Genomic DNA, 15,454 nt, shown 5'->3' with positions numbered 1-15,454 from the left:
CGATCAGCTGGCCTGGTGGCGCTTGACGCGGGCCTCGATGCGCGCGCGCAGCCGCCAGCGCCCGGCATCGAGCAGCATGCGGCCGGCCCAGCGGAAGACGTTGAATTCCCTCACCGTGCTGCGCAGGCTGGCCATGCGTTCGCGCTGCTCCGCAGCCGGCATGCTGGCCGCGCGGTGCAGGGCGTCGGCTGTTTCTTCCACGTGGTACGGGTTGACGATCAAGGCCTCCGCCAGCTCGCGCGCCGCGCCCGCGAAGCGGCTGAGGATCAGCACGCCCTGCAGGTCATCGCGCGCCGCGACGAATTCCTTGCACACCAGATTCATGCCGTCGTGCAGGCTGGTGACGACGCAGATGTCCGCCGCGCGGAAGAGCTCCGTGACTGCGTCGTGTTCGTGGTGGCTGGCGAGCAGGTGCACGGGCAGGTAGCCGGGCCGGCTGAAGCGTTCGTTGATGCGGGCGGTGACGCGCTGGATGCGCTCCTGGAAGCTGCGGTACTCATCGAGTTCAGAGCGCGTCGGCGCCGCCACCTGCACGAAGACGAAGCGGCCGATCCACTGCGGCCATTTCTCCAGCAGGCGTTCCACTGCGTTCAGCCGCTCCAGGATGCCCTTGGTGTAGTCGAAGCGGTCCACGCCAACGGCCAGGCAGACGTCGTCCGGCAGGCCCAGCCTTTCGGCCACGCGCTGGCGGCAGACCTCGACGGCGGGCCAGGCCTGCACCGCGTCCTCTTCCGGCCACTCGATGGAAATCGGGTAGCTCTCCACCAGCGTCTCCTTCTCGCGGAAGGCGATGGTCGAGTGCTCATGCTCGATGCGCGCTTCAAGATAGCGGTCGACGGTTTCGATGAAATTCTTGCAGTGAAAGCGCGTGTGGAAACCGAGGATGGTGCTGCCCAGCATGCCCTCGAGGATCTCCTTGCGCCAGGGGCAGATGCCGAAGGACTCGGGGTTGGGCCAGGGGATGTGCCAGAACGTCAGGATGGTGGCCTGCGGCAGCTTCTCGCGCACCATCGCGGGAAGCAGCGCGAAGTGGTAGTCCTGAACCAGCACGACGGGGTCTTCGCTGCGCGCCTCCGCCACCACGGCATCGGCGAAGCGCTGGTTGACGGCCTTGTAGGCCTCCCAGTCCGACTCGCGGAAGACCGGCCGCACGTGGGCCACGTGGCAGAGCGGCCACATGCCCTCGTTGGCAAAGCCGTAGTAGTAGCCCTGCTCCTCCTCGGGCGTCAGCCAGATGCGGCGCAGCCAGTAGTCGTCATGCCCGGGTGGCACGGGCAGGCGGTCGTTCGCGTCGACGACGTCGCGGTCCGCCGTGCCGCTGCCGTGGGCGATCCAGGTGCCGGAGCAGGCGCGCATCACCGGCTCGACGGCGGTCACCAGGCCGCTCGCCGGCCGCTTGACGACGATGCCATCGGGGCCGCGGTTGTGGATGTAGGGCTCGCGGTTGGAGACGACGATGACCTGGTCGCCGCGGATGTGCGTGTTCAGCAGCGCGCGCAGGCGCTCCGCGTTCCATTCGGACTGAACCCCCTGCGCACGCCGGAACTCGTCTTCCAGGTCGCGCATGCGGGCGCGCAGTTCGGCGGCCAGCGGTGCCAGCTCGGGGGCCAGTTCAGGCGCAGACGTCGGGCTGGACAGCAAAGGGCTCAGCAGGCCTTCGCCGCGCATCAGCGCCCGCGCGCCGTTCACCCAGCCGCGCCAGCTCAGCTGAGCCACCACGACGGTGATGACGGCGATCACTAGGCCGAGCGCGACGATCAGCCCGACAAGGTAACGGCGCGTGTCCTGGCTGCGCCGCTCGATGAAGCTCATGTCGTGCAGCAGGACGATCTGACCGACGACCACCGGCTCGGCCGGTGCAGCTGGATTCGCTGCGACGGAGGAGGCTGGGTCCTGTGCTTGTGCAGGAATGTCGGCAAAGGCTGCCGATGCCGGATCGTCCGGCGGTACCGGCACTGGCGCCGGGGCGGGCGGGGCCGGTGCATGCATCACATCGTGCACGCCCACGTGGACCGGCCCCCCCGACAGCGACAGCCGCGGTTCGGCCCGGTTCGCGATGGTGGTGGATGCGGCGCATGAAAGGGTCGACGGGAAGCTCTCCGTGCGCAGCAGCAGCTGCCCGCTGGTGCTGCACAGGCCGATGGCGAAGAGGCGTTCGTCCTGCAGCGTGCGATCAAAAAGCGGTTGCAGGCGCGCTGTTTGCCCTGTGAGTAGGGCTTCGGTCACCGAATCCGACAAGGCGTTGGACACCACCACGCCGCGGCTGTTGAGGTCGCGGCTGAACCAGCGCAGCGTCACCTGGTCCATCAGCGGCACGGCCAGGTTGGATGCAACGACCAGCACCACCACCAGAGGTAAAAGGAAACGGAGCTGCAGGCGGAAGGGCCAGCGCCAGGACAGGTTGAAAGGCTTCATGCCGGATCTCTTTGTATTTGTAAAAGTAGCCATGACTTGCTGCGGTGCAGCAAGCGGCGTGCCTTGAAAGGACTTACATGCCCGCACTGCCCACCGCCCCGCGCCCGCCTGCGGGAATGGACCTCGCGCTGATCGGCAACTGCACGATCAGCGCCCTCATCGAAAGCCGCGGCAGCATCGTCTGGTGCTGCATGCCGCGCTTCGACAGCACACCGGTCTTCGACGCCCTGCTGCACAGCGCCGAGGGCCTGCCGCTGGACGGCGCGATGACGGTGGAACTGGAAGGGCTGACCTGCTCGGAGCAGTCGTACGACCCTGGCACCGCCATCGTCCGCACCCGGCTCTGGGACGACCGCGGGCAGGGCATCGAGCTGGTGGACTTCGCGCCGCGCTTCTTCCAGCGCGACCGGCCGTTCCGGCCCGCGCAGCTCGTGCGGCGCGTGCGGCCACTGGCCGGCCACCCGCGTGTGCGCTTCACCGTGCGACCGCATGGCGACTGGGGTGCGGCGCCACCCACGCTGACGCGCGGCAGCCACCACCTGCGCTTCGTGATGCCCGAGATCACGCTGCGCCTGAACACCAGCGTGCCGGTCACCTACCTCGTCGACGGCACCTGGTTTTCGCTCACCGGGCCGGTCAGCCTGCTGCTTGGGCCGGACGAGACGCTGACCGGCGGCATCGACGACACGGCGCGTGAGTTCGAAGAACAGACGGCGCTGTACTGGCGCCACTGGACCCGCCGCCTCGCCCTGCCGCTGGAATGGCAGGAGGCCGTCATCCGCGCGGCCATCACGCTGAAGCTGTGCCAGTACGAGGAGACCGGCGCCATCGTGGCCGCCATGACCACCAGCCTCCCCGAAGCGCCCAACAGCGGGCGCAACTGGGACTACCGCTTCTGCTGGCTGCGCGACGCCTTCTTCGTCGTGCGCGCGCTGAACAGCCTGAGTGAGGTGGGCACGATGGAGGGCTACCTCGACTGGCTCTACAACGTCGTGCGCAGCGCCGAGGGCAACCACGTGCAGCCGCTGTACGGCATTGGCCTGGAGAAGTCGCTGCCCGAGTCCATCGTGACCCACGCGGCCGGCTACCGCGGCATGGGGCCGGTGCGCGTGGGCAACCAGGCGCAGGAGCACTTCCAGCACGATGTCTATGGCAACGTGGTGCTCGGCGCGGCCCAGGCTTTCCACGACCACCGCCTGTTCCGGCAAGGCAATGCCGCCGACTTCGCCGCGCTGGAGGTCATGGGCGAGCGGGCCTGGGCGCTGCACGACCAGCCCGACGCCGGCATCTGGGAGCTGCGCACGCGCGCCCGGGTGCACACCTCGTCAGCGCTGATGTGCTGGGCGGCCTGTGACCGCCTCGCCCGCATCGCCGCGGTACTGAAGCTGTATGACCGTGCCGCGCTGTGGCACGAGCGCGCGGCCATCATCCACAACGCCATCACGACGCACGCCTGGAGCGAGGAGCGGCAGGCCTTTGCCGAAAGCCTCGGCGGTCGCGATCTGGACGCCAGCGTGCTGCTGATGGGCGAAGTCGGCTTCCTGCCCCGCCAGGACCCGCGCTTCATCAGCACCGTGAATGCGATGGAGGCCTCGCTGTGCGACGGCCCCTTCATGCGCCGCTACGAGGCAGAGGACGACTTCGGCCGGCCCGAGGTGGCGTTCAACGTCTGCTCGTTCTGGCGCGTCGACGCGCTGGCCCGCATCGGCCGCAAGGAGGAGGCCCGCGAGGCCTTCGAAGCCCTGCTCGCCCGCCGCAACCACGTCGGCCTGCTCAGCGAGGACCTCGATGCCAGGACCGGCGAGCTGTGGGGCAACTTCCCGCAGACCTACTCGATGGTCGGCATCATCAACGGCGCGGTGCGGCTGTCAGCGCCGTGGGACAGTGTCGTGTAAAGCCGGCGGGAACCGGTTCAATCACACACTGAACCTGTCGTGCACGCGCGGCGGAGTCGCCTGCGCATCGTCGGCCACCCACACCGGCCCCGGCCCGTCGTTGCGCTTCCACTTTCTCGGCACGCGGTCCAGGGCAATGAACCATGCCGTCAGCCCGCCGTTCGCATCGATGCGAAAGCGCAGGAAACCCTTGTTGTCCTGCCCGTCCAGCGCCGCATAGCCGTTGTTGGTCAGGTAGCCCAGCCATGACATCAGCGCGAGGTAGGCGCCGAAGATGAAGGCACCCACCAGCCCGCCCGCGCTGAACACGCCCAGCCCGACCAGGCAGGAGTGAACGATGAGCCCGCTGGGCTCGGTGCGGTCGCCGATCCAGCCCAGTTCGCCCACCAGCTGGTGGCCCCAGAACTCCAGGCTGTAGACGGCCAGCACGTGCACCGCCGCGTGCAGCGCGCCAATGCCCCACATGACGATCCAGCGCCACACCGGGTTCACGGCCGGCGACAGCTCGTTCACCGTCTCGCGGCCCATCACCATGCAGCCGAAGGCCATCAGCAGGTTGATCAGGAAGCCCAGCGGGCTGAACACCATGGCCTTGAGCCAGAGCATGAAGACATGCCAGTAGTCGTCCATGCCGAAGCGCCACATCGCCTTGAAGCCGTCAGGCTCGAACGAGTCCACGAAGGGCATGGAGTTCAGATAGGCGTTGAACCAGTACAGCGCGCCCAGCAGCACGGCGAACCAGGCATTGCCGCCACCGCCGGTCGCGTCGCGGCGGAACAGCGCCAGCAGGTTGCCCTTGCAACCGGCGCGCGAGGCCTCGGCATCGGGGTAGGCCGTGGCCTCCATGCGCTGGAACTCGCTGCCGGGGCCTTGCTTCTCGGTCAGCCCGACGGCCAGTGCCGGCAGCGATGTGAACGGCTCGGGCGGGATGCAGTCCCGCGTGTCGAAGGCCTGCAAGCGCACCGGCCGCGTGGTGGGCTTGGTGTGCGTCGGGTGGGAGAACGCGCCGCCCGTGCCGCAAACGACGGCGCGGCCCCAGTTGACCGAATCCCAGCGCAGGTAGTGGTGCAGGTCGCCCGCCAGCCGCAGCTTCACGCGGGCGCGCAGCAGGCCTTCGAGCTTCTGGTAGCGCTTGGGGTGGCTGTCGTCAGCGCCGTCGCCGATGGGCCGTGTCCAGTAGGGCTCGGGGTAGATCAGCAGCACGCGGTCTTCGGGCTCGATGTGATATTCGTGGCCGTCTTCGGTGACGAGGCCACGCTCGCTGAGCAGCGCCTCGAACTGCTCGTACTGGTCGCGGTCGATGTCGTGGTCCAGCGCAAAGTCCAGCCCCAGCGCCCACCAGCCGCCGGGCAGCTTGATGCAGAAGTAGGTCTGCCGCTGCGGAATCTTGGCGCCGAGCAGTGGGGACGAATCATTGCGGCGTGTGAAGTAGCGGCTGAAGGTGGAAGCCGAGTCCATCCAGTCGTGGTTCTGCGGGATGGCGGCCAGCGTCAGCCGCCGGCCGCGCACGACCGTGGCCGCATGGCTGTTGCGCACGGCCTCGAACATCTCGACGAAGCGGTAGCGGTAGTCCTGCGTGCTGGCGGCGGGGTAGGCCAGGTCGCCGCCGAACATCAGCAGCGACGCGCGCGGCAGCCGCTCGCCGGCCAGTTGCAGCTCGTCGGCCAGTGCCGTGCTCGCCACCGCATAGCAGGCGTTGCCGCCGTCGCCGGTGTCGGCGATGAAATCGAACCAGCATTCGCCGGTGAACTCACCCGCCGCTTCGGGCTCGCTGCGGTCGATCACCTTCATCGGCAGCGGCTGGCTCTCGCGGCCGTCGCGGTTGCGGAGTTGGTCCAACGACGACAGCACCTGCCGCGCCGCCGTCCACAGAACATCGGGCTGGTACCAGGCGACGGGGTGGCGTTCATGGGGCGGGACGGACCGGCCGAGCTTGGGGGGTGACATGGGCCGGGATCATGGTCCCGCGCCCAGTCGCAATCAAGTGCTGCGTGTTCGGTGCCCGGCCGCGGCCTTGTAGCTGTTGATCTCCTGGGCCACCTCGGCTGGGTCGATCACGTCCTCCAGCCGAGTGAATCCCTCCGGCGCCAGCGCCTCCACACGGTCGAGGATCGCGTCCAGCCCCTCGGCGCGGTTCATCTGGACGATGCGGGCGCACAGCGGCCGGCGTTCGTCTTCATAAGCGGCAAGGGCGCTGTCGAGGTCGTCGTGGCTGGCCAGCGCATCTGCCAGCGCCCTGGCGTCCATGACGGCCTGTGTCGCGCCGTTGGAGCCGATGGGCACCATCGGGTGCGCCGCGTCACCCAGCAGTGTGGACGGCCCGAGCCGCCAGCGCGGCAGCGGGTCGCGGTCCACCATGGGCCATTCCAGCATCTGCTCGGCGCCGGTGATGAGGCCGGGCACGTCCAGCCAGTCGAAGCGCCAGCTGCCGAAGGTGGGCAGCAGGTCGTCGAGATTGCCGGCGCGGCTCCAGTCGGCGCGGTCAGGCGCTGTCAGGCCCGGCGTGGGCAGCTGCACGCGGCGGTCGGCGATCCAGTTGATGAGCTGCAGGCCGTCGCTTTCGCGCGGCGCGCCGATGGGGTAGACGACGAACTTGGCCTGGCTGTGGCCGGCCTGCACCATGGTGCGGCCGTCCAGGAAGGGCGGCGCCCACGACGTGCCGCGCCACATCATGACGCCGCGCCAGCAGGGCGAGCCCTCGTCGGGTGCCAGCCGTTTGCGCAGCGCGGAGTGGATGCCATCGGCGCCGACGACGAGGTCGGCCGCCTGCTCGCGCGGGCCGTCCGGCGTCTCGATGAGTGCGACATTGCCGTCTCGCACCCCCACGACGCGCTGGCCGCCGAGCACCGTCACCTGCGCGCTCGCCTCCCGCCACAGCATCATCTGCAGCTCGCCGCGGTGGATGCTGAACTGCGGGTGGCTGTAGCCGCCCTCGGTGCCGCGCGGGTCGCGGTAGATGGCCTGGCCGTGCCGGTTGGCGAAGACGAGGGCCGAGGTTTCGACGGCCATGCCGCGCAGGGCCGGCAGCAGGCCGAGTTCGTCCAGCACGCCGACGGCATGCGGCAGCAGGTTGATGCCCACGCCCAGTGGCTTGGGTTCGCGCACGGCCTCCAGCACGGTCACGTCGTGGCCGCGCGCATGCAGCGCCAGTGCCGCCGTGAGCCCGCCGATGCCGCCGCCTGCGATCAGAACTTTCATGCGCGGAAGCTATGAGTGCGCCCGACGTACCCGGTCTTGGCAGGCCCTGCCCTTCGGGTTGCCTCAAGAAAGCGCCCACCCGGCGTTGCAAATGCTCGCCGTGCTCCCCGGCACGACTCCGCTTTGCGCGTTGATTGGGCGCTTTCTGGGGGCAACGCGGGCATGTCGGGCGCACTCATAGCTTCCAAGGGTAAGCGAGATGGTTGCACTGTGCAACTAAAACTAACCTGTAGACGTGAAGACCGACAGCCATAGCGACATTGCGCCCGAAGGCCTGATGCTGCCCGTTCCCGGCGTGGACTACGGCCCGCTGGACGGCCTGCTCGGCTATGCGCTGCGCCGCGCGCAGAACGCGTTGTATCTCGATTTCTACCGCGCCACCGCCGAGTCGGACGTCAGCCCGCAGCGCTTCGCCGCGCTGGTGCTGATCGCCCGCAACCCCGGCCTGCGCCAGGGGCTGCTCGGCCAGGCGATGGGCTTGCACCGCAGCGGCGCCCTGCGCCTGACCGACTGGCTCACTGCCCAGGGCTGGGCCGAGCGCCGCGACACGCCCGACGATGCGCGCGCCTGGGGCCTGCACCTCACACCCGCCGGCAAGCGCCGGCTCACGAAGCTGGAAACCGCTGTCGCCCAACACGACCGGGCGCTGCTGGCCGCCCTGGGCGACCAGGGCGCCGCGCTGAAGGCCGCACTGGACCGCCTCGCGTGGGTGGCCACCGCACAGAGCACCGACCCGCAGAACAAACCCAGGAGACCCAAACCATGATGGACAGACGCCACCTTCTCGCCGCGCTTGCGGCCCTGCCCCTCGCCGCCCGCGCCCAGGGCCAGCCGCCGCGCATCCTCGTCGGCTTCCCGGCCGGTGGCTCGCTGGACGCGACGGCGCGCCGCTTCGCGGAGTTCGCCCGCGGCAGGCAGGCCGAGACCGTGCTTGTCGAGCAGAAGGTGGGCGCCGGCGGCCGCATCGCCATCGCCGGCCTGAAGGACGCCGCGCCCGACGGCCAGACGCTGCTGCTCAGCCCGTCGTCGATGTTCACCATCTACCCGCATGCCTACCGCAAGCTGGCCTACAACCCGGTGACCGACGTGATTCCCGTCTCGCCGCTGGCGCTGTCGACCTGCGGCTTCGGCGTCGGGCCGATGGTGCCGGCCACCGTCAAGACGCTGGCGCAGCTGGCCGACTGGTTCAAGGCCAATCCCGACAAGGCCGCCTACGCCTCGCCGGCCGCCGGCGCGATGCCGCACTTCCTGGGCAGCCAGTTCGAGCATGCGGCCGGGTTGAAGCTCACCCACGCACCCTACCGTGGCGCCGCACCCGGCATGCAGGACCTGATGGGTGGCCAGATCGCGTCGGGTTGCTTCTCCATCGGCGACTTCCTGGCTCACCTCGCCTCCGGCCGTGTGCGCCTGCTGGGCGTGACCGACAAGGTCCGCTCGCGCTTTGCACCCGACGTGCCGACCTTCGAGGAGCAGGGCTTCAAGGGCATCGTCGGCGTGGAGAGCTATGGCCTCTTCGTGCCGGCCCGGACGCCGCAGGCCGTGGTCGACAAGCTCGCCGACATCGCCCGCGCCGCCGTGCGCGATGCCGGCGTCATCGAGGCGCTGGCCAAGCTCGGTTACGAGCCGCTGTCCCTGTCGCCGGCCGACTACGCCAGGCGCCTGGCGGCCGAACGCGAGTACTGGGGGCCGGTGGTCAAGGCTTCGGGCTTCTCTTCGGACGACTAGGGCCTGTTCGCCCTGCGGGAATCGGTGCGAGAAGGCCTGGGGCGGGGCAGGGCAAGGCGCGCGCCGCAGCCCGGGCTACCTGCCCGGGCAAGGGGCGCAACGCCGCCATGCGTCGCCCCAGACCTTCTCCCGAAGGGTTGCCTCGCAAAGGCCCGCGCGCGGCGTTGCTCGGCCTCGCTGGGGAGCGCCCCAGCTTCGCCTCACGCCTTGCTCGCAGGTCTTTGCGAGGCAACGCATCCGATTCCCGCAGGGCGAATAGGCCCTAGCATCGGCGCTCCACAACGGAGCTGCCCCAATGCCCTGGCGCCGACTGGCTCATTGCCTCGCTTTTGGCCTCGCTGTCTGCCTGACCCTGAATGCCGCGCAAGCGGCCGCTGATACCGCGCAGTTGCGGACGCTGCTGACCGAGCAGCAGTACGTCGCTGCGCGCGACGATCTCGACGTGCTGCTGAGGGCACCCAGGCCCATCACTGCGGAACGAGAGGTCATCTACCAGTGGCTGTTTGCCCGCGACGACGGCGCTGCCATCGACCGCCGCACGCGCGATGTGCTGAAGGGCGTCCAGGTGGACGCGGTCGACCTGCTGGCCGCCGGCCGCCTGGCGCTGGACCGGCGCGACTTCGAACGGGCCAAGCAGTGCTTCGAGCGTGCGCTGCGCAAGGCCGCACGCCCCATCGACCAGGCGCACGCTTTGCGCGGCCTCGGCCAGCGCCACTTCCAGCTGCGCGAGTTCGACGCATCGCTGCAAAAGCTGGAGCAGGGCCTCGCCGCCGAGCGCACCGCCGACGGCCTCGCGGCGCTGGCGGACACGTTGATCCGCCTGGGCCGCACGGAGGACGCCATCGCCGCGGCCGAGGGCGCCGTGGCGCTGAACCGCCACCACGAGGCGGCCCATTACCTGCTCGGCAACGGTTACTCGCGCGAGAACTACACCCAGCTCGCCGCGCGCATGGGCGCCGCCTTCGCGCCGCTGCTGGCCGACGTGCGGCGCGCGTCCGACGCCTTCGAGCAGGGCGATTTCGACGCCGCGCTTCGCCTGAGCCTCTCGGTGCTGGAGCGTTGCCCGCAACTCGGCCGCGCCCACGCCATCGCCGCCAAGGCGCTGGAGTCGCAGCGCTTCGCCGTCGACATCCACCGCGCCGATTACGAGCGCCGCTTTGCCGCCACGCCCATGCCCGCCGTGCCCGGCATCGAGCGCTACGTGCTGAACTGGCAGGACCTGTCTCCCCGCCACAAGAAGCGTGTGGCACTGTCCGTCGCGCCCTGGAAGGCCTTCATCCCCGTGCTGGCGGAAGGCGGCGCGCGGCACTTCATCAAGCCGATGTGGATGCGCCTGTCCGAGACGCCCGAAGCCCACGCGCTGAAGGACGCGCGCATCGACTACGACTCGCGCCTGTGGGACGACGTGCGCGGCATGGGCGGCCACTTCACGGTCACCGGCATCGAGGACGTCGAGCGCAGCATCTTCGACAAATACAACACCGTGCTGCACGAGCTCACCCACCAGGTGCATGGCGTCCTGACGGCCAACCAGTCGCGCGAGATCGAGGCGCTGTATCAGAAGGCCAAGGCGCGCGACGCGGCCACACGCAACGGCTTCCTGTCGCGCTACGCGGGCGGCTCGGTGTGGGAGTACTTTGCCGAAGGCGCCAACGCGGAGGCCTCGCCGCGGCGCGATGCCTACGACGGCCGCGAGATCGTGCGCGAGCGCCTCATCGCCATGGACCCGGCGCTGCGCGTGCTGGTCAAGCGCTTCTTTGCCCAGCGCGACACGCGTGCCAGCCTGCCCATCGCCCTGGTCAACGCCGGCAACCAGAAGCTCGAAGACGGCAAGCTGGCCGACGCCCTGCCACTGCTTGACCGTGCGCTGTCACTCGCGCCGGATGAAGAAAGCGCCCTGGCAGCGCGCTTGCATGCGCTGGCGCTGGAGGGCAACGGCGCCGCCGCCCGGGAACTGGCCGGCCGTGCGCTGGCCCGCCACCCACGCAGCGGCGCGCTGCGCGTGGCGGCGGCGGAGGCGCTCTGGCACGGCGGCAGCCCGCTGCAGGCGGAGGTGTTGCCGGGGCTGTCACGCGACATCGAGCGCCTGAAGGGCGAAGACCGCTTCCGCGTCGACCTCGCGCTCGCCGACCATCACCGTCGCCTGGGCGATGTGTCGCGCGCATTGGCCGCCTACGACGCCGTGCTGGCGTACCAGGGCGACCAGCCCGAGGCGTTATGGGGCCGCGCAGCAACGCTCGCGCTGGATGGCCAATGGGACGCCGCCTTCACGCAGTACGAGGCCGTGATCCGCCTGCGCACCGGCCTCCTGGCGCTGCGCCGTGACTACGCGCTGGACCTGCTGCGCGCTGGCCGCCGTGAGCCGGCGCGGGCGCAGATCAAGGCCGCGCTGCTGCTGGACCCGCGCGACCCTGACACGCTGGCCTTGCAAGCCTGGACGGCGCTTGCTGATGGCGATGCCGCAGCCGCCCAGCGCGGTGCCGCAGAAGCCCTCACCCTCGGCCCCTGGAGTGACCTGGCCCTCATCGTGCAGGCCGGCGCGCTGCATGCGCAAGGGAAGGGCGCCGAAGCCCAGACCGCGCTCGCGCCGCTGCGCCAGCGCATCGCTGCCACCACGCCGCCGAACTACGTCTACCGGCCCGAGAAGTCGGAGTGGCTGTCGGTGCACACCTTGCCCGCCGCCGAGCGCCGCGTCATGGAGCTGCTGGTCAAGTGAAAGCCTTTCTGCGGCGCCTGGAAGCCGTCCATCTGAACGGCGCGGCCGTCGCCCTCGGCGTGGCGGCGACTCACCTCGCCATCGGCGCGCTGTTTGGCGAAACGGCCGGCCTGGCCGCCGTGGGCGGTGCCGTTTGCGCCAGCCTGCCCGACGTGCCCAATCCGCCGCAGCGCGTGCTGCCGCGCGTGCTGCCGGCTGCATTCGCCGCCGCCCTCGTCACGCTGCTGGTGGGCCTGGCCGACGGCTCGCTGGCACTGACTGTCGCGCTGGTTGCCGTCGTCACCTTCCTTTCGCTGATGACGCTGGCCTGGGGCGCGCGCGCCGGGCCGATGTCTTTCTCTCCCGTGCTGGCCCTGGTGTTCGCCATGGCCTGGGACCGCACGGCCGGTGCCGCATCACTGGCCGAGCATGCGCTGTGGGTGGGCCTGGGCGGCTGCGTCTACGCCGGCTGGGCGCGCGGCGCGGCCGTCGTGCTGCGCCACCGGCTGCGCGAGCTGGCGATGGTGCAGGCGCTGCGCGCCACCGAGCGGCGCGTGCGTTCGCGCGCCCAGCGCATTGCGCTGGCCGTGGGCGCCGACGAAGCTCGCATCCGCGCCTCCATCGCCGACGACGTCGTGCTGGCCGACGCCTTGCAGGCCGCCCGCGACCAGGTCTTCGCCGCGCGCCGCTCGCCGCGCAGCCGCCGGCAGACCGACCTCGTGCTCGGCCTCATCGAGCTGCGCGACCTGCTGCTGGCCAGCCGGCTGGACACCGAGCTGCTGGGCCAGGACTTCCCCGGCCGCCAGTGGCGCGCCGCGCTGGCCGACACGCTGCGCCACCTGGCCGACGTGCTGGCCGCTCTGGCCGACACGCTGGCCTACGGCACGCCGCTGCCCGAGGTCTCGGCCGAGGCCTGGCGCAGCCAGCTCGCCGCGCGCCTGGCCGACATTCAGGTGCCGGCCGGCGACTCGCGCGCCCACCTCGTGTCAGCGCTGGAATCGCGCCTCGGTCACATGCTGGACGACATCGACGCCATGGTTGCCCGCCAGTCCCGTCGCGAGGATGTGGACAGCCCCTGGACCTGCGAGAAGCTTGCGCCTTTCGTGTCACCCGAGGGCTGGCCGCTGGCCGCGCTCAAGCCCCACCTGACGCTGCAGTCCAGCGTCATGCGGCATGCGCTGCGCTCGGCGCTGGCGCTGTCGCTGGCCTACTGGCTGGGCGCCTCGCTGCCCTGGGCGGCGCATCCGTTCTGGCTGATGCTCAGCGTCGCCGTCGTGCTGCGCGGCAACCTGGAGCAGACGCTGGCGCGCCGCAACGAACGCATCATCGGCACCGTGCAGGGCTGCCTGCTCGTCATGGCGCTGGCCCATGTGCACTGGGTGCCGGCGCTCAGCGTCGCCTTCATCGCCGCGGTCGGCGTGGCGCATGCCTACGTGAACCGCCGCTACCGCGTCGCTGCCACGGCCGCCACGCTGATGGCCCTGCTGCAGCCGCTGATGCTGGACCCGACCAGCGACCCCTTCATCGGCGAGCGCCTGGCTGACACCGTCATCGGCGCCGGCCTGGCCTGGCTGTTCAGCTTCGTGCTGCCGAGCTGGGAACGTGCCGCCGTGCCACGCCTGGGCGCCCAGTTGCGCAACGCGCTGGCCCGGCATGCGGCCAACATGCTGCGCTGGGCGCCCAGCGCCGAGGACCAGCTCGCCCAGCGCCTGTCGCGCCAGCAGGCCTACAGCGCGCTGGCGGCTCTCGCTGGGGCGGGCCAGCGCACCCGCGTCGAGCCCGAGAGCGTGCGCCTGCCGGACGCGCAGATCGAATCCGCGCTCAGCCACGGTTACCGGCTGATGGCACTGCTGGGCGCCGTGCAGCACCAGGTGCAGCGCCGCGCCGGCCGGCTGGACGCCGCCAAGGCCGAGACCGCGCTGCCGCTGGCCCAGAAGGCCTGCGTGGACGTGCTCAATGGCGAGCCCATGACCGGCACCGACCCGGCCGACACGCCCGATGGCGATGCCGGCGCATGGCCCGAACACCTGGGCCAGCAAGACCTGACGCCGTGGCTGCTGAGGCGACTCAGACTGTGCCGCCACGAAGCGCGCGAATTCGTCACCGCGCTCGACAGCTTGCCGGCCCCTCGCCCACTCTCGCCGCGCTGAACGCCGGCGAGCCTGGTCGGTCCCCCGTGGGGACGGCGATGCTCGCGGCGTTGAGCCGCGAGCACATCGCCCGCGGTCCGGCTTGGGGGCGGCCCGGCGCTCGGCCGCGGTTTAATGCGTGTGAGTCATCGCGCATAGCACCGAGGAGTAAAAGACATGAGCATCCAGACCCGCGCCGCCGTTGCCTGGAAGGCCGGCCAACCGCTGAGCATCGAAACGCTGGACCTGGCCGGCCCGGTCGACGGCGAAGTCCTCGTCGAGGTGAAAGCCACCGGCATCTGCCATACCGACGATTTCACGCTGTCGGGCGCCGACCCCGAAGGTCTGTTTCCCGCCGTGCTGGGCCACGAGGGCGCGGGCGTCGTGCTGGAGAGCAAGGTGCCCTGGCTCAAGGCCGGCGACCACGTCATTCCTCTGTACACGCCCGAATGCCGCGAGTGCAAGTTCTGCCTCAGCCGCAAGACCAACCTCTGCCAGTCCATCCGCGCCACGCAGGGCAAAGGGCTGATGCCCAACGGCACGTCGCGCTTCTCGCTGAACGGTGAGCCCATCTTTCACTACATGGGCACGAGCACGTTCTCCAACCACATCGTCGTGCCCGGCATCGCGCTGGCCAAGATCCGGCCCGACGCGCCCTTCGACAAGGTCTGCTACATCGGCTGCGGCGTGACGACTGGCGTGGGCGCTGTGCTCTACACGGCCAAGGTCGAGGCGGGTGCGACGGTGGTCGTCTTCGGCCTGGGGGGCATCGGCCTGAACGTCATCCAGGGCGCCAAGCTGGTGGGTGCCGGCAGGATCATCGGCGTGGACATCAACCCGGCGCGCGAGGCGATGGCGCGGCGCTTCGGCATGACCGATTTTGTGAATCCGAAGGACGTGCCCAACGTCGTCGATGCCATCGTGCAGCTGACCGACGGTGGTGCGGACTATTCGTTCGAATGCGTCGGCAATGTGCAGCTGATGCGCCAGGCGCTGGAGTGCACGCACAAGGGCTGGGGCCGCAGCATCATCATCGGCGTGGCGCCTGCGGGTGCCGAGATCTCGACGCGGCCGTTCCAGTTGGTGACCGGTCGGAAATGGGAAGGCTCGGCGTTTGGTGGGGCGCGTGGGCGGACCGATGTGCCGAAGATCGTCGACTGGTACATGGAGGGCAAGCTGCACATCGACGAGCTGATCACGCACAAGCTGAAGCTGGAGGACATCAACGAGGGGTTTGAGTTGATGCGGCGTGGGGAGAGCATTCGCTCAGTTGTGGAGTTCTGATTTTTTGGTTGCTCTGCGGGGCGGGTGTCAGATCGCTGCATTGCCGGGGGTCCGTCCCGGCGGCCGGGTAACTTTCTTCTGCGGGGCCAGAAGAAAGTCACCAAAGAAGAGGC

General features: G+C 70.0%; 9 protein-coding genes. 6 read left to right on the top strand and 3 right to left on the bottom strand.

The window, feature by feature from the left end:
* Positions 1-3 precede the first annotated feature (3 nt).
* Positions 4-2,415 carry an alpha,alpha-trehalose-phosphate synthase (UDP-forming) gene (locus AC0IZJ_RS16430; RefSeq protein ID WP_471851816.1) on the bottom strand — a complete coding sequence of 804 codons (2,412 nt, stop codon included), beginning with the start codon at positions 2,413-2,415 and terminating at the stop codon, positions 4-6.
* A 77-nt stretch (positions 2,416-2,492) separates the two neighbouring features.
* Here AC0IZJ_RS16430 and AC0IZJ_RS16425 point away from each other — a divergent pair, with 77 nt between their 5' ends.
* On the top strand, positions 2,493-4,310 hold the full coding sequence (locus AC0IZJ_RS16425) for a glycoside hydrolase family 15 protein (protein ID WP_471851814.1): 1,818 nt from the start codon (positions 2,493-2,495) through the stop codon (positions 4,308-4,310).
* 21 nt (positions 4,311-4,331) lie between these two features.
* On the opposite strand, the gene AC0IZJ_RS16420 is transcribed toward AC0IZJ_RS16425, so the two are convergent.
* Together AC0IZJ_RS16420 and AC0IZJ_RS16415 are read right to left on the bottom strand one after the other, a co-directional pair.
* A complete protein-coding gene (locus AC0IZJ_RS16420) occupies positions 4,332-6,257 on the bottom strand; it encodes a hypothetical protein (RefSeq protein WP_471851812.1) in 1,926 nt (641 codons plus the stop codon).
* A gap of 33 nt (positions 6,258-6,290) precedes the next feature.
* Positions 6,291-7,508, bottom strand: coding sequence for a flavin-dependent oxidoreductase (locus AC0IZJ_RS16415; protein ID WP_471851809.1), 1,218 nt, complete (start codon positions 7,506-7,508; stop codon positions 6,291-6,293).
* A gap of 235 nt (positions 7,509-7,743) precedes the next feature.
* On the opposite strand from AC0IZJ_RS16415, the gene AC0IZJ_RS16410 reads away from it, so the two are divergent.
* The 5 genes from AC0IZJ_RS16410 (at position 7,744) to AC0IZJ_RS16390 (ending at position 15,341) form a co-directional block, all read left to right on the top strand.
* Complete coding sequence (locus tag AC0IZJ_RS16410; protein ID WP_471851807.1) at positions 7,744-8,274, top strand: MarR family winged helix-turn-helix transcriptional regulator; 531 nt, start codon at positions 7,744-7,746, stop codon at positions 8,272-8,274.
* Positions 8,271-9,233 (top strand): Bug family tripartite tricarboxylate transporter substrate binding protein, encoded by a 963-nt coding sequence (locus AC0IZJ_RS16405; RefSeq protein WP_471851805.1) that lies wholly within the window; start codon positions 8,271-8,273, stop codon positions 9,231-9,233. The genes AC0IZJ_RS16410 and AC0IZJ_RS16405 overlap by 4 nt, the downstream gene beginning before the upstream one ends.
* 295 nt (positions 9,234-9,528) lie before the next feature.
* A complete protein-coding gene (locus tag AC0IZJ_RS16400; RefSeq protein WP_471851803.1) occupies positions 9,529-11,949 on the top strand; it encodes a tetratricopeptide repeat protein in 2,421 nt (806 codons plus the stop codon).
* The gene (locus AC0IZJ_RS16395) at positions 11,946-14,078 is read left to right on the top strand and encodes an FUSC family protein (RefSeq protein WP_471851801.1); all 2,133 of its coding nucleotides are present in this window, start codon (positions 11,946-11,948) and stop codon (positions 14,076-14,078) included. The genes AC0IZJ_RS16400 and AC0IZJ_RS16395 overlap by 4 nt, the downstream gene beginning before the upstream one ends.
* Positions 14,079-14,240: 162 nt before the next feature.
* Positions 14,241-15,341 carry an S-(hydroxymethyl)glutathione dehydrogenase/class III alcohol dehydrogenase gene (locus AC0IZJ_RS16390; RefSeq protein ID WP_471852255.1) on the top strand — a complete coding sequence of 367 codons (1,101 nt, stop codon included), beginning with the start codon at positions 14,241-14,243 and terminating at the stop codon, positions 15,339-15,341.
* Positions 15,342-15,454 lie beyond the last annotated feature (113 nt).

The organism is Roseateles sp. AC306 (genome assembly GCF_979253795.1).
This window is presented reverse-complemented; position numbering and strand designations above follow the sequence as displayed.

Bases quoted from the DNA above. Each gene is read 5' to 3' on its own strand.
- AC0IZJ_RS16430 (WP_471851816.1), bottom strand. From the start codon at position 2,415: ATGAAGCCTTTCAACCTGTCCTGGCGCTGGCCCTTCCGCCTGCAGCTC.
- AC0IZJ_RS16425 (WP_471851814.1), top strand. From the start codon at position 2,493: ATGCCCGCACTGCCCACCGCCCCGCGCCCGCCTGCGGGAATGGACCTC.
- AC0IZJ_RS16420 (WP_471851812.1), bottom strand. From the start codon at position 6,257: ATGTCACCCCCCAAGCTCGGCCGGTCCGTCCCGCCCCATGAACGCCAC.
- AC0IZJ_RS16415 (WP_471851809.1), bottom strand. From the start codon at position 7,508: ATGAAAGTTCTGATCGCAGGCGGCGGCATCGGCGGGCTCACGGCGGCA.
- AC0IZJ_RS16405 (WP_471851805.1), top strand. From the start codon at position 8,271: ATGATGGACAGACGCCACCTTCTCGCCGCGCTTGCGGCCCTGCCCCTC.
- AC0IZJ_RS16400 (WP_471851803.1), top strand. From the start codon at position 9,529: ATGCCCTGGCGCCGACTGGCTCATTGCCTCGCTTTTGGCCTCGCTGTC.